The organism is Comamonas denitrificans, from assembly GCF_042654745.1.
GTDB lineage: Bacteria > Pseudomonadota > Gammaproteobacteria > Burkholderiales > Burkholderiaceae_C > Comamonas > Comamonas denitrificans.
Window position 1 is genome coordinate 64,081 of sequence record NZ_JBHSEY010000014.1, and the last position, 13,229, is coordinate 77,309.

The following is a 13,229-nucleotide window of genomic DNA, read 5'->3' on the forward strand; positions in this document are numbered from 1 at the left end:
GTAAGGACTGGGCTAACTTAAAGGAAGAAGGAAAGAGTCATGCAACTCAATCCCGCAGAAATTTCTGAACTGATTAAGAGCCGCATCGAGGGGCTGGAAGCTGGCAGCGATATCCGTAATCAAGGCACTGTGGTGTCGGTGACCGACGGTATCGTGCGCGTGCACGGCTTGTCTGATGTGATGCAGGGCGAGATGCTCGAATTCCCGGCTGATGCCAATGGCCAACCCTCGTTTGGGCTGGCCTTGAACTTGGAGCGTGATTCCGTGGGTGCCGTGATTTTGGGCGCTTACGAGCACATCTCCGAAGGTGATGTTGTTAAATGCACCGGCCGCATCTTGGAAGTGCCCGTCGGCCCTGAGCTGATTGGCCGCGTGGTGAACGCTCTGGGTCAGCCGATTGACGGCAAAGGCCCGATCAACGCCAAGATGACCGACGTGATCGAAAAAGTCGCCCCTGGCGTGATCGCTCGCCAGTCGGTGGACCAGCCGCTGCAAACCGGTATCAAGTCGATTGACTCGATGGTGCCGATTGGCCGTGGTCAGCGTGAGTTGATCATTGGTGACCGCCAGACCGGTAAAACGGCCGTGGCCATTGATGCCATCATCAACCAAAAAGGCCAAGGCGTGACCTGCGTGTACGTGGCCATTGGTCAAAAAGCTTCGTCGATCAAGAACGTGGTGCGTGCGCTGGAACAAGCCGGCGCCATGGACTACACCATCGTGGTGGCGGCGACGGCTTCGGACTCGGCTGCCATGCAGTACGTGTCGGCCTACTCGGGCTGCACCATGGGCGAATACTTCCGCGATCGCGGTGAAGACGCCCTGATCGTGTACGACGACCTGTCCAAACAAGCGGTGGCTTACCGCCAAGTGTCGCTGCTGCTGCGACGCCCACCAGGCCGCGAAGCCTTCCCTGGCGACGTGTTCTATCTCCACAGCCGCTTGCTGGAGCGCGCTGCCCGCGTGAATGCCGACTACGTCGAAGCTTTCACCAACGGCGAAGTCAAAGGCAAAACCGGCTCGCTGACCGCCTTGCCCATTATCGAAACCCAAGCGGGTGACGTTTCGGCTTTCGTACCGACCAACGTGATTTCGATTACCGACGGCCAGATTTTCTTGGAAACCAGCCTGTTCAACGCCGGTATCCGTCCCGCTATCAACGCCGGTATCTCGGTGTCCCGCGTGGGTGGTGCCGCTCAGACCAAGCTGATCAAAGGCCTGTCTGGCGGTATCCGTACCGACTTGGCCCAGTACCGTGAATTGGCGGCTTTTGCCCAGTTTGCCTCGGACCTGGACGATGCCACGCGCAAGCAGCTCGACCGTGGTGCCCGCGTGACTGAATTGCTCAAGCAAGCCCAGTACTCGCCCCTGTCCACCGCCGTCATGGGCGTAACCCTGTTCGCAGTGAACAAGGGCTATATGGACGATGTGGATGTCAAGCAGGTGTTGGCCTTCGAAGCTGGTTTGCACCAGTTCCTGAAAACCAGCCACGCCGCTTTGCTTGACCGCCTGAACGCCAACCGCGCCTTCGACAAAGAAGGCAAGGACGAAGCCGAATTGACCGCTGCCATTGCTGCGTTCAAGAAGTCGTTCGCTTAATCCGGACGAGGAGGCCTTATGGCAGTAGGTAAGGAAATTCGCAGCCAGATCAAATCGGTGGAAAACACCAAGAAGATCACCAAAGCCATGGAAATGGTGGCTGCATCCAAAATGCGCAAAGCGCAGGAGCGGATGCTGGCGGCTCGCCCCTACAGCGAAAAGGTCCGCAACATTGCCGCCCACCTGGGCGAAGCCAATCCTGAATACACGCACCCGTTCATGCAAGTGAACGGCGACGCGAAAAAGGCCGGTGTCATCGTGGTTACCACGGACAAAGGCCTGTGCGGTGGTTTGAATACCAACGTGCTGCGCGTCGTCATCAACAAGGTGCGTGATTTGCAAGGTGCAGGCGTTGCGGTCGAAGCTGTGGCCATTGGCAACAAAGGCCTGGGGTTTTTGAACCGCTCGGGCGTGAAAGTGGTCTCGCAAGTCACCGGTTTGGGCGATCAGCCCCACTTAGACAAACTGATTGGGCCAGTGAAATCACTGCTCGACCAGTACGCAGAAGGCAAGTTGAATGCGGTGTACCTGTGCTACACCAAGTTCATCAACACCATGAAGCAAGAGTCGGTGGTCGAGCAGCTGCTGCCCCTGTCCAACGAACAAATGCAGGCCAATAAAACGGGCGCATCGTGGGAGTACATCTACGAACCGGACGCGCAGACTGTCATTGACGATCTGCTGGTGCGCTATGTCGAATCCCTGGTCTACCAAGCGGTTGCCGAAAACATGGCCAGCGAGCAATCGGCACGCATGGTGGCCATGAAAGCGGCAACGGACAACGCGGGCAACGTCATCAATGAGTTAAAGCTCGTCTACAACAAGACGCGCCAAGCCGCGATTACTACCGAGTTGTCGGAAATCGTCGCCGGCGCTGCCGCTGTGTAACCGCTTTAACAGTAAAGAAATTGGAGCAAACGAAATGGCTCAAGAGAACACCCAAGTGAACGCAGGCGTTCAGGGCAAGATTGTTCAGTGTATCGGCGCTGTGGTGGACGTAGAGTTCCCGCGCAACCAGATGCCCAAGGTGTACGACGCCTTGAAACTCGAGGGCTCGGCCCTGACCCTGGAAGTGCAGCAACAGCTGGGCGACGGCGTGGTGCGTACCATTGCCCTGGGTTCTTCGGACGGTTTGAAGCGTGGCCTGATGGTCACCAATACCGGTAACCCCATTACCGTGCCTGTGGGTAAGGCCACCCTGGGCCGAATCATGGACGTGCTAGGCAACCCCATCGACGAGCGCGGTCCCGTCGATCAGGCGCTGACCGCCTCGATCCACCGCAAGGCGCCTGCGTACGACGAACTGTCGCCCTCGCAGGAACTGCTGGAAACCGGCATCAAGGTGATTGACTTGGTTTGCCCCTTCGCCAAGGGCGGCAAGGTGGGCCTGTTCGGTGGTGCCGGTGTGGGCAAGACCGTGAACATGATGGAGTTGATCAACAACATCGCCAAGGCGCACTCGGGTCTGTCCGTGTTTGCTGGCGTGGGTGAGCGTACCCGTGAGGGCAACGACTTCTACCACGAGATGAGCGATGCCGGTGTGGTCAACCAAGCCAACTTGGGTGAATCCAAAGTGGCCATGGTGTATGGCCAGATGAACGAGCCGCCAGGCAACCGTTTGCGCGTGGCCCTGACCGGTCTGACCATGGCTGAAGCCTTCCGTGATGAAGGCCGTGACGTGTTGTTCTTTGTGGACAACATCTACCGTTACACCCTGGCCGGTACCGAAGTGTCCGCTTTGCTGGGCCGTATGCCTTCGGCGGTGGGCTACCAGCCTACGCTGGCCGAAGAAATGGGCAAGCTGCAAGAGCGCATTACCTCGACCAAGGTGGGCTCGATCACTTCGATCCAGGCCGTGTACGTGCCTGCCGACGACTTGACCGACCCTTCGCCTGCCACGACCTTTGCCCACTTGGACTCCACCGTGGTGCTGTCGCGTGACATTGCCGCCCTGGGTATCTACCCCGCTGTGGATCCGCTGGACTCGACCAGCCGCCAGCTCGACCCCCAAGTGGTGGGCGAAGAGCACTACAGCGTGGCCCGCTCCGTGCAGGGCACGCTGCAGCGCTACAAAGAGCTGCGCGACATCATCGCCATTCTGGGTATGGACGAACTGGCACCGGAAGACAAGCTGACGGTGGCCCGCGCCCGTAAGATCCAGCGTTTCCTGTCGCAGCCTTTCCACGTGGCCGAAGTGTTTACCGGTGCCCCTGGCAAGTACGTGCCCCTGGCAGAAACCATTCGCGGCTTCAAGATGATTGTGGCTGGCGAGTGCGACCACCTGCCCGAGCAGGCGTTCTACATGGTCGGTACCATCGACGAAGCCTTTGAGAAGGCCAAGAAACTGGCGGCCTAAGCAGCTTGGCAGCGGAATGAAAACATTTTTATTCCGCTGCCCTTGCTGTTCCCCCTTGTTTCGCTTTTTCTAAGGAGAGCCCACGATGAACACCATCCACGTTGATGTGGTCAGTGCCGAAGAGTCCATCTTCTCGGGTGCCGCACGTTTTGTGGCCTTGCCCGGCGAGTCTGGCGAGTTGGGCATTTTGCCTAAGCACACCCCGCTGATCACCCGTATCAAGCCCGGCTCGGTGCGTATCGAGAAGGCCGATGGCAGCGAAGAGTTCGTCTTCGTGGCCGGTGGCATTCTGGAAGTGCAGCCCAATTGCGTCACCGTCCTGTCGGACACCGCCATTCGCGGCAAAGACCTGGACGAGCAAAAAGCCAAAGAAGCCCAGGCTGCGGCTGAAGAAGCATTGAAAAATGCCAAAAACGACATGGACTTGGCCCGTGCCCAGTTGGAACTGTCGGTGCTGGCGGCCCAGCTGGCCGCAGTGCGCCGCTTCCGTGGCCAGCGCTAAGCGCACCATGGAACCAGCAAGAAAACCACCTTCGGGTGGTTTTTTTATACCTAAAAAAAGAGCATGTGCCGCTTGCTGATGCTGGGCTTGAGTGATAAAAGCAGCTAAAACACTTAATAAATCAGCGCAAAGAGCTATTTTTATAGGAGTCGGTAATGGATGCCATCGTAGAACAAGCCATGCGCAAGTGGCCCAATGTGCTGCACTGCTATGGCTGGCTGGGGCTGGACCAGCGCGGCCAGTGGTGGCTGCGTGATTTGGCGGCGCAAGCCGCCGGCGATTTTGCGCACAGCAAAGGCTCCCGCCTGGAGCACACCCAGCTGATTGGCTTTATTGAGCGCAACTACGCGGCCGATGCGCAAGGGTGCTGGTTTTTTCAAAATGGCCCGCAGCGGGTGTTTGTCGAGTTAGAAAACACCCCGCTGGTGTGGCGGGTGCAGGCCGATGGCCAGGTACACAGCCCCACGGGTGCCTGTGCGCAGCCCCAGCAGTGCCTGGTCGATGAAAACGGCTTGCTCTACGCGGTCAGTGCCGCGGGTCTGGGCCTGGTGCATACCCAGGATATGTGGCTGGCCGCTGAGTTGCTGGAGCAGGGGCGTTGGCCCGCCCCGCAAACCGTGGCCTGGGCTGGTTTGCCGCAACAGTTTGGCTTTGTACGCAGCCCGCAGCTGCAAGCCCCTGTGGGCGCAGAGTGAGTCGCCGGGCGTAAAAAAACAGGCTGGGTATGTCCCAGCCTGTTTTTCGTTGTGCCTTGAGCGTACTTTTATTTTTCTTCTGCAGCCGGGGCTTGCGGATCAGCAAACTTGCCACCGCCCGCATTGGCGACATAGGCCACGGCGCGGGAGATTTCAAAGTCGGTAAATTGCCCGCCGCTTTGCGCACTCATGGCCCCTTTGCCATGCAGCACCGATTGCACTAGCGCTTCAAACCCTTGGCCCAGGCGCGGGCCCCAGGCATCGGCATTGCCAAAGATCGGGGCGCCGGAGATGCCCGCGGCGTGGCAGGCTGCGCATTGGGCTTTGTAAACCTCTTCCCCGGTGGCCAGGGGGCGGTCTTTTTGTACCGTTTTTAGCGTCACCGAGCCCACTTTTTGCAAGCGCTGGGCTTTGGCCAGGTCACTGGTCGTGCTGGGGACGCTGCCCGAAGGGGCTCCAATATTGACCAAGGCCGCACTCAGGCCCAAGCCGGCAATGGTGGCCAGCAGAAAAAAAGTTTTCGAAGAGGAGGAACCGGCGTTTTTTTGGGGCGCGTTCATGGCGTTCTCAAGACGGTGAAAAAGGCATCACCCCATCACCTAAGCGGGTGGCGTCAGCGGGCGCAAGTGGGTGATCCCGGTGATGGGGAAGGGCTGAAAAACAAAGAAGGCATTATATCCATAGGGGTTTTGTTGCTGTGGCTCAAGTCGTGCCGTGCTCCCCGTACACGGCAAGGGCTTGGTGCACTGCACGCGCATCGCCCAAACGCTCTTAGCCTTGTGGTGGATGGTTGCGGTTGGGGTGGGCGGTGCTGGGGGTGTTCCAGCCGCCGCCCAAGGCTTTATAGAGCTGAATTTGGTTGATCTGCTGCAGCAAGCGGGTTTGCACGTCGGCTTGCTCCAGGGCGAACAGCGAGCGCTGGGCATCGAGCAAGTCGAGGTAGCTGGCCACGCCGTTGCGGTAGCGCAGGTCGGCCAGTTCAAAGCGGCGGCGTTCGGCAGCGGTTTGGGCTGCTTGTGCCTGGGCTTGTTCGCCCAGGGTGCTGCGTCCGGCCAGGGCGTCGGAGACTTCTTTGAAGCCCACTTGAATGGCTTTTTCGTACTGCGCCACGGCAATTTCGCGGTCTGCTTTGGCAACGCGCAAATTGGCCAAGTTGCGCCCGGCGGTAAAGATGGGCAGGTTGATGCTGGCCCCGGCGTTAAAGCCCCAGGTGCCCGATTTAAACAGGTCAGACAGTTCGGGGCTGACGCTGCCGTACTGGCCGGTGAGCGAAATGCTGGGGAAGAACGCCGCCCGGGCTGCGCCGATATTGGCGTTGGCCGAGAGCAGTTGCTGCTCGGCCTGGCGAATGTCGGGGCGGTGGGTGAGCAGGTCGGAGGGCAGGCCCGCCGGAATGTCGGCCATGGGCGCGATCGTGGCCAGCCGTGTGGTTTGCAGTGCGGTGCGTGCGCTGGCGGGCAGCTCTTGGCCCAGCAGCAGCACCAGGGCGTTTTCGTGCTCGGCGCGTTGGCGCTTTTGCTGGGCGGTGGTGACGCGGGCCGCCTCGACCAGGGATTGGGCCTGGCGCAGGTCCAGCTCAGAGCTGATACCGGTGTCAAAGCGCAGCTGGGTCAGGCGCATGGATTCTTGGCGCGTGGCCAGGGTGCGGCTGGACAGCTCCAGCAGCTCCTCATCGGCCAGCAGCGTCAGCCAACCTTGGGCCACGCTGGCCACCAGGGCCAGTTCGTAGGCTTGGCGTGCTTCGTCAGTTGCAAAATACTGAGCTAGTGCCGCACTCTTTAAGCTGCGAATTCGGCCAAAAAAGTCTAATTCCCAAGCTGGTACTGTGATTCCAGCTATAAAAGTATTGCCCAATTCGCCCGTGCTTTGGTTATTGCCCCGGGTGGCGTTGCCCTGGGCGGCCAGCTGCGGGGCCAAGGCTGAGCGCTGAATCTGGAATTGCGCCTGCGCTTTGTCCAGGTTCAAGGCGGCTACGCGCAGGTCGCGGTTGTTGGCCAAGGCGATGCCGATGAGTTCTTGCAACTGGGCATCGGTGAAGTAGCGGCTCCACTGCAGTGCCACAGCCGTGGCCGTCTCGCTTGGCTTGGCCGCAGCGGCATCAGCCGCACCAGCGTAGTGCGGTGCCACCGGGGCGGCTGGGCGTTCGTACGCGGGGATGAGCGAGCAGCCGGCCAGCAGCGTGCTGGCAGCGGCGAGGGTGGTGAGTAAAAAATGGTTAGTCATCGGTTTGCGGTCCAATTCCGGCTTCTAAAGCATGGCGGCGGTTCATTTCTTGCTGGCGGGCGCTGCCTTTGAACACGGTGCGCACGACAACAAAGAAGACCGGCACAAAAATCACGGCCAAGACGGTGCCAGTGATCACCCCGCCCAGCACCCCAGTGCCAATGGCCCGCTGGCTGGCTGCGCCCGCGCCGCTGGCCAGTACTAGGGGCAATACGCCCAGGCCAAAGGCCATCGAGGTCATGACGATAGGGCGAAAGCGCAGTTGGGCCGCCTGTAGCGCCGCTGCGGCAACGCTTTTGCCCTGGGCTTGCAAGTCCTTGGCAAATTCGATAATCAAAATAGCGTTTTTCGCTGACAGGCCAATGACCGTGATCAAGCCCACCTGGAAGTACACGTCGTTGGTATAGCCGCGCAGCAAAATCGCCAGCAGCACACCCAGCACGCCCAGGGGCACGACCAAGATCACCGCCAGGGGAATCGACCAGCTTTCATACAACGCTGCCAGGCACAAAAAGACCGCCAGCACGGCAAAGCCGTAGAGCACCAGGGCCTGGGAGCCGGCGAGTTTTTCTTCGCGCGACTGGCCGGTCCACTCGTAGCCAAAGCCGGGGGGCAGTTGCGCCGCCAGGCGCTCCATTTCGGCCATGGCATCGCCGGTGCTAAAGCCCGGGGCGGCACCGCCGGCAATGCGCATGGCCGGGTAGCCGTTGTAGCGCACGGTTTGCTGGGCCCCTTTGATCCAGCGCGTGCTGGCAAAGGTGGACAGCGGCAGGGTCTGGCCTTGGGCGTTGCGCACATGCATGGCCAGCAGGTCATCGCCTTGCATGCGGCCGGTGGCTTCGGCTTGCACGACCACGCGCTGCATGCGCCCTTGGTTGGGGAAGTCGTTCACATAGCTGGAGCCCAGGGCGGTGGACAGGGCGCTATTGATGGCATCAAAGCCCACGCCCAGCGCATTGGCTTTGTCGCGGTCAATGTCGATTTGCAGCTGCGGTGCATCTTCCAGACCATCGGGGCGCACCTGGGCCAGCACCTTGCTTTGCATGGCCATGCCCAGCAGCTGGTTGCGGGCATTGACCAAGGCATCGTGGCCTGCGCCATTGCGGTCTTGCAGGCGGAAGGTAAAGCCGGTGGCGTTGCCCAGCTCAGGGATGGGCGGCGGGTTCAGGGCGAAGATAAAAGCATCGCGCACCCCGGCCATGGCCCCCATGATGCGACCGGCCAGGGCATCGGCAGAATGTGCAGCGCCTGTGCGCTCGTCCCAGGGTTTCAGGGGCACAAAGGCCAGGCCCATGTTCTGCCCTTGGCCTGAGAAGCTAAAGCCCAGCACGCTGACCATATTGGCCACTTCCTCTTGCTTGAGTACAAAGCCTTCGATCTGCTCCATCACGGCCAAGGTGCGCTCTTGGGTGGCACCCGGCGGCAGTTGCACGTTCACAATGATGTAGCCCTGGTCTTCGGAGGGCAGAAAAGAGGTGGGCAGGCGCTGGTAAATCACGGCGGCCGCCGCGGCAATGGCCCCGTAAATGATCAGTGTGCGCCCGGCACCGCGCAGGGTGCGGGCCACCAGGCCCTGGTAGCGTTTGGAAGTGCGGTTGAAGCTGCGGTTGAACCAGCCGAAAAAGCCTTTCTTTTCGTGGTGGTGGCCCGCTTCAACCGGCTTGAGCAAGGTGGCGCACAGCGCGGGCGTGAGGGTCAGCGCCATAAACGCCGAGAACGAGATCGAGGCGACCATGACCGCCGAGAACTGGCGGTAAATATTGCCCGTAGCGCCCGAGAAAAAAGCCAGCGGCACAAACACCGACACCAGCACCACGGTCACGCCAATGATGGCCCCCGAGATTTGGCGCATCGCCTTGCGCGAGGCCTCTAGGGGCGGCAAACCCTCTTCGCTCATGATGCGTTCGACGTTCTCGACCACCACAATGGCATCGTCCACCACGATGCCGATCACCAGCACCATGCCAAACATGGTCAGCACGTTGATGGAAAAACCCAGCGCCAAGAGCACGCCAAAGGTGCCCAGCAGGGCAATCGGCACCACCAGGGTGGGGATGACGGTGTAACGCCAGTTTTGCAAAAACAAAAACATCACCAAAAACACCAAAGCGGTCGCTTCCAACAAGGTGTGGACGACTTTGGTGATGGAGATATCGACAAAGGTGGAGCTGTCGTAGGGCACGGTGGCTTCTACGCCTGCAGGGAAGAATTTTTTCAACTCTTCAAGTTTGGCGTGGACATCTTTGGCCGCTTGCAAGGCATTGCCATCGGGTGTGAGCTGCACACCCATGCCCACCCCGGTTGTGCCGTTCAGCCGGGCCGAGGTGGCATAGGCCTGGCTGCCCAGCTCGATGCGGGCCACGTCTTTGAGGCGCACCGTCGAGCCATCGGGGTTGGCCCGCAGGGTGATGTTGCCAAATTGCTCAACCGTACTGAGCTGGCCATTGACCACCACGGTGGCGGTAATGCCTTGCCCGGTGAGGTTGGGCAAATCACCAATGGCACCGCTGGCCACCTGGGCGTTTTGGGCGCGGATGGCGGCATTGACATCGGCTGGGGTCAGGGCAAAGCCAGTCAGCTTGACGGGATCGATCCAGATGCGCATGGCCCGCTCAGAACCAAACAGCTGCACCTGCCCAATGCCTGGAATACGCTGCAGCTCAGGCTGAATATTGCGCGCGGCGTAGTCACTCAAGGCGGCCGTGTCGATGTCCGGGTTGGACGAAGACAAAATGGTAAAGAGCAAAAAGTTGGAGCGCGCTTGGTCCACCCGCACACCCTGCTGGGTCACCACCGAGGGCAGGCGTGGCGTAGCGCGGGACAGGCGGTTTTGTACATCCACCTGTGCCAGGTCGGGATCGGTGCCGGGCTGAAAACTGATCGTCACCGAGCCGGTGCCGTTGGCCTGGGCGACCGACTCCATGTAAATCATGCCGGGCGAGCCGTTCATCTCGCGCTCGATCACCGCCAGCACACTGTCCTCCAGCGTCTGGGCCGAGGCCCCCGGATAAGCGACGCTAATCACCACGCTGGGCGGGGCCACAGGCGGGTATTGGGAAATCGGAAGTTGCTGGATTGCCACCAAGCCCAAAACGCTGATGAACAGTGCCAGCACCCAGGCAAAAATGGGGCGGTCAATAAAAAATCGTGCCATGTTGCCCTCGACTTATTGCGCTGCAGCAGCAGTAGATGGCGCCGCAGCGGCCCCAGGCGCTTGCCAGGGCACGGCTTTGACGGGGGTGCCCGGTGGCAGCATTTGCAGCTTTTGGAAGCCATCGACCATCACCTGCTCGCCCGCTTGCAAGCCCCCATCCACCAGCCAACGATTGCCGTCGGCGTGGCGCACCTGCACTTTGCGTGGTGAGGTTGCGCCCTCGGGGCTGACCACCGTCACCATATCGCCTTGCTCGGTGCGTGTGACGGCCTGTTGGGGCAGCGCAATCGCATTGGCCACCTGGGCCTGCTCCAGTCGAATGCGCACATACTGACCGGGCAGCAACAAACCGTTCGGGTTGGGCACCTCAGCACGCAGCGTGACCTGCCCGGTGCTGGCATCCACGCTCAGATCCGTAAAGAGCAATTGGCCTGTGTGCTCATACAGGCTGCCATCGTCCAGCACGATGTGCACGGCACCAGCCTGTTTTCCGGGGTTTTGCAGCTGACCGGCCTGGATGGCTTTGCGCAGCGCAAAAGCATCGCTGGCCGACTGGGTGAAATTGACAAACAGCGGATCGATTTGCTGCACCACGGCCAAGGCGGTGGCTTCCCCTTGCCCGACCAACGCCCCTTCCGTGACCAGCGCCCGGCCAATGCGGCCGGCAATCGGGGCCGTCACCTTGGTGTAACCCAAGTTGATTTGCGCCGTGCGCACACTGGCCTGCGCGGCTTTGACCTGGGCCTGGGCCTGCAAATGGCTGGCTTTGGCGTTGTCAAAGTCTTGCTTGCTGATCGCATTGGTATCAATCAAGGCCTGAAAACGCTCAAACTGTATAGCTGCTTGCGCAGCATTCGCTTGTGCTTGAGCAAGATTAGCTTGCGCACTCTGCACCGCAGCTGCGTAAGGTGCTGCATCTATTTCAAATAAGACCTGATTGGCCTTCACGTCCGAGCCTTCCGTGAACAAGCGCTTTTGCAAAATGCCCGCACTGCGGGCGCGAATTTCGGCGACCCGCGAGGCCTCAACGCGGCCCGGCAATTCGGTCAGCAGCCCCACCTCTGCCGGCGTGGCCGTCACCACGCCAACCGGCACCTGGGGGGCAGCACCCCCGGCAGGTTTTTGCGGGGCGGCATTGTGCTCTCCACAAGCGGCCAGTGTCAGGGCGCTGACCACGGCCAGGGGCAGCAGTGGGCGCAAAGCCCAAGAGGGTGAAAGGCGGGGGTGAGTACGCATGATGAATTGTTGTTGGGGCGAGCAGAAAAGACGGAGCTTCAATTTTGCAATTGAATTCCCAGGGATTAATTGCATACATCCATGAATGTATAAAATGGGCATTTTAGTAAAATTTTTTACTAACCCTGTACACCAAGGGGTATTTATAAAGAGAGGACACGAGTGTAATGGCGCGCAAAACCAAAGAAGATGCAGAAATAACCCGAGGGCGGCTGCTGGATGCGGCCGAGCAGGTGTTTTATGAGCGTGGCGTGTCGGGTGCCTCGCTGGCGGATGTGGCGCAGTGCGCGGGCTTGACCCGTGGGGCGGTGTATTGGCACTTTAAAGACAAACTAGATCTTTTCGATGCCATGCTCCAGCGCGTCACACTGCCCATCGAGCAAGGGCTGCTCCTGGATGGTGCTGCAGCAAAGACAGCGCCCATCACCAGAATCCTGGAGCGCTTTGCCTTGATTGCACAGGTGGTTTCCGAAGATGCCCGCGTGCGCCGGGTGTTTGAGCTGGCCATGTTCAAAGTCGAACATGTCGGTGACTTGGCGGCCGTGCAGCAGCGCTGGGTGCGGGGTGTCGATCGCTGCATTGCACTGCTGGAGCAAGATTTGCTGGCCGCTCAGCAAGCCTGTGCCCAGCCGCTGCCGCTGCCTGTGGGACTGGCTGCCAAGGGGTTGCAAGCGCTGTTTGATGGACTCTTGCATGCGTGGCTGCTGCGTGGCGGGCAAGGCTCGCTGTGCGAGGAAACTCAGCAACTTGCACGGTTTTATTTGCAAAGCTTGGGTTTGTCGGCTGAAAAATGATGCCAAAGCTGAAAAAATTCTAAAAATCACGCTACAATTGCAGCTTGCAGATTTTTTTGCTTATTTTGCGCAGCGGCGCTAAAGCGGCTGTAGCTCAGTGGATAGAGTATTGGCCTCCGAAGCCAAGGGTCGTGGGTTCGATCCCCGCCAGCCGCGCCAAGTAAAAAATCATAAAAAATCTGCTACAATCGAAGACTTTCCCGGAGGAGTGCCCGAGTGGCTAAAGGGGGCAGACTGTAAATCTGTTGGCTTACGCCTACGCTGGTTCGAATCCAGCCTCCTCCACCATATATTTAACAAGCGCCACTCTGTGGCGTTTGTTATGCGGGAGTAGTTCAATGGTAGAACCCCAGCCTTCCAAGCTGATGACGCGGGTTCGATTCCCGTCTCCCGCTCCAGAGTGAGTGCGCTGTAAAGCGTCATGCCCATGTGGCTCAGTGGTAGAGCACTCCCTTGGTAAGGGAGAGGTCGGCAGTTCGATCCTGCCCATGGGCACCAAGTACGGTGCTGGTGTTGCCTGCATTTTTGAGGTTGGCATTTAATTTTTTTCGGAGTCGAAAAAATGGCAAAAGAGAAATTTGAACGGTCGAAGCCCCACGTAAACGTGGGCACCATCGGCCACGTGGACCACGGTAAAACCACGCTGACCGCTGCTTTGGCAACGGTGCTG

11 protein-coding genes and 4 tRNA genes are annotated in these 13,229 nt (G+C 59.8%); 11 read left to right on the top strand and 4 right to left on the bottom strand.

What is annotated here, in order from left to right; all coding sequences use genetic code 11:
• The first annotated feature begins 39 nt into the window (after nt 1-39).
• The 5 genes from atpA (at nt 40) to ACFO24_RS03795 (ending at nt 5,152) form a co-directional block, all read left to right on the top strand.
• Nucleotides 40-1,599: a F0F1 ATP synthase subunit alpha gene (gene atpA, locus ACFO24_RS03775; protein WP_207575670.1), complete on the top strand. Its 1,560-nt coding sequence runs from the start codon at nt 40-42 to the stop codon at nt 1,597-1,599.
• Between the two features lie 18 nt (nt 1,600-1,617).
• The gene (gene atpG, locus ACFO24_RS03780; protein WP_377736905.1) at nt 1,618-2,487 is read left to right on the top strand and encodes a F0F1 ATP synthase subunit gamma; all 870 of its coding nucleotides are present in this window, start codon (nt 1,618-1,620) and stop codon (nt 2,485-2,487) included.
• Between the two features lie 34 nt (nt 2,488-2,521).
• Entirely contained in the window at nt 2,522-3,955 is a 1,434-nt protein-coding gene (gene atpD / locus ACFO24_RS03785) for a F0F1 ATP synthase subunit beta (protein WP_377736907.1), read from the top strand.
• 85 nt (nt 3,956-4,040) lie between these two features.
• A complete protein-coding gene (locus tag ACFO24_RS03790; protein WP_377736908.1) occupies nt 4,041-4,457 on the top strand; it encodes a F0F1 ATP synthase subunit epsilon in 417 nt (138 codons plus the stop codon).
• 155 nt (nt 4,458-4,612) lie between these two features.
• Entirely contained in the window at nt 4,613-5,152 is a 540-nt protein-coding gene (locus ACFO24_RS03795; RefSeq protein WP_377736910.1) for a DUF2946 family protein, read from the top strand.
• A gap of 68 nt (nt 5,153-5,220) precedes the next feature.
• On the opposite strand, the gene ACFO24_RS03800 is transcribed toward ACFO24_RS03795, so the two are convergent.
• From ACFO24_RS03800 to ACFO24_RS03815, 4 genes are all read right to left on the bottom strand, one after another.
• Nucleotides 5,221-5,712 carry a c-type cytochrome gene (locus ACFO24_RS03800; protein WP_377736911.1) on the bottom strand — a complete coding sequence of 164 codons (492 nt, stop codon included), beginning with the start codon at nt 5,710-5,712 and terminating at the stop codon, nt 5,221-5,223.
• Nucleotides 5,713-5,923: 211 nt separating this feature from the next.
• Nucleotides 5,924-7,375, bottom strand: coding sequence for an efflux transporter outer membrane subunit (locus ACFO24_RS03805; RefSeq protein ID WP_377736912.1), 1,452 nt, complete (start codon nt 7,373-7,375; stop codon nt 5,924-5,926).
• Nucleotides 7,368-10,529 carry an efflux RND transporter permease subunit gene (locus ACFO24_RS03810; RefSeq protein WP_377736913.1) on the bottom strand — a complete coding sequence of 1,054 codons (3,162 nt, stop codon included), beginning with the start codon at nt 10,527-10,529 and terminating at the stop codon, nt 7,368-7,370. The genes ACFO24_RS03805 and ACFO24_RS03810 overlap by 8 nt, the downstream gene beginning before the upstream one ends.
• 12 nt (nt 10,530-10,541) lie before the next feature.
• Nucleotides 10,542-11,765 carry an efflux RND transporter periplasmic adaptor subunit gene (locus ACFO24_RS03815; protein WP_377736914.1) on the bottom strand — a complete coding sequence of 408 codons (1,224 nt, stop codon included), beginning with the start codon at nt 11,763-11,765 and terminating at the stop codon, nt 10,542-10,544.
• 167 nt (nt 11,766-11,932) lie between these two features.
• Between ACFO24_RS03815 and ACFO24_RS03820 the strand changes: the two genes are divergently transcribed.
• The 6 genes from ACFO24_RS03820 to ACFO24_RS03845 all read left to right on the top strand — a co-directional run.
• Complete coding sequence (locus ACFO24_RS03820; protein ID WP_207575679.1) at nt 11,933-12,559, top strand: TetR family transcriptional regulator; 627 nt, start codon at nt 11,933-11,935, stop codon at nt 12,557-12,559.
• Between the two features lie 83 nt (nt 12,560-12,642).
• Nucleotides 12,643-12,718: transfer RNA gene (locus tag ACFO24_RS03825), tRNA-Arg, on the top strand.
• A 43-nt stretch (nt 12,719-12,761) separates the two neighbouring features.
• Nucleotides 12,762-12,847, top strand: a tRNA-Tyr gene (locus tag ACFO24_RS03830).
• A 36-nt stretch (nt 12,848-12,883) separates the two neighbouring features.
• A tRNA-Gly gene (locus ACFO24_RS03835) sits at nt 12,884-12,957 on the top strand.
• 25 nt (nt 12,958-12,982) lie between these two features.
• A tRNA-Thr gene (locus ACFO24_RS03840) sits at nt 12,983-13,057 on the top strand.
• A gap of 64 nt (nt 13,058-13,121) precedes the next feature.
• The coding region (locus ACFO24_RS03845) for a GTP-binding protein (RefSeq protein ID WP_377736915.1) at nt 13,122-13,229 on the top strand (108 nt) is incomplete at its 3' end.

What these genes read in the sequence shown, in the direction of transcription:
- atpA (WP_207575670.1), top strand. Translation starts at nt 40, where the DNA reads ATGCAACTCAATCCCGCAGAAATTTCTGAACTGATTAAGAGCCGCATC.
- atpG (WP_377736905.1), top strand. Translation starts at nt 1,618, where the DNA reads ATGGCAGTAGGTAAGGAAATTCGCAGCCAGATCAAATCGGTGGAAAAC.
- atpD (WP_377736907.1), top strand. Translation starts at nt 2,522, where the DNA reads ATGGCTCAAGAGAACACCCAAGTGAACGCAGGCGTTCAGGGCAAGATT.
- ACFO24_RS03790 (WP_377736908.1), top strand. Translation starts at nt 4,041, where the DNA reads ATGAACACCATCCACGTTGATGTGGTCAGTGCCGAAGAGTCCATCTTC.
- ACFO24_RS03795 (WP_377736910.1), top strand. Translation starts at nt 4,613, where the DNA reads ATGGATGCCATCGTAGAACAAGCCATGCGCAAGTGGCCCAATGTGCTG.
- ACFO24_RS03800 (WP_377736911.1), bottom strand. Translation starts at nt 5,712, where the DNA reads ATGAACGCGCCCCAAAAAAACGCCGGTTCCTCCTCTTCGAAAACTTTT.
- ACFO24_RS03805 (WP_377736912.1), bottom strand. Translation starts at nt 7,375, where the DNA reads ATGACTAACCATTTTTTACTCACCACCCTCGCCGCTGCCAGCACGCTG.
- ACFO24_RS03810 (WP_377736913.1), bottom strand. Translation starts at nt 10,529, where the DNA reads ATGGCACGATTTTTTATTGACCGCCCCATTTTTGCCTGGGTGCTGGCA.
- ACFO24_RS03815 (WP_377736914.1), bottom strand. Translation starts at nt 11,765, where the DNA reads ATGCGTACTCACCCCCGCCTTTCACCCTCTTGGGCTTTGCGCCCACTG.
- ACFO24_RS03820 (WP_207575679.1), top strand. Translation starts at nt 11,933, where the DNA reads ATGGCGCGCAAAACCAAAGAAGATGCAGAAATAACCCGAGGGCGGCTG.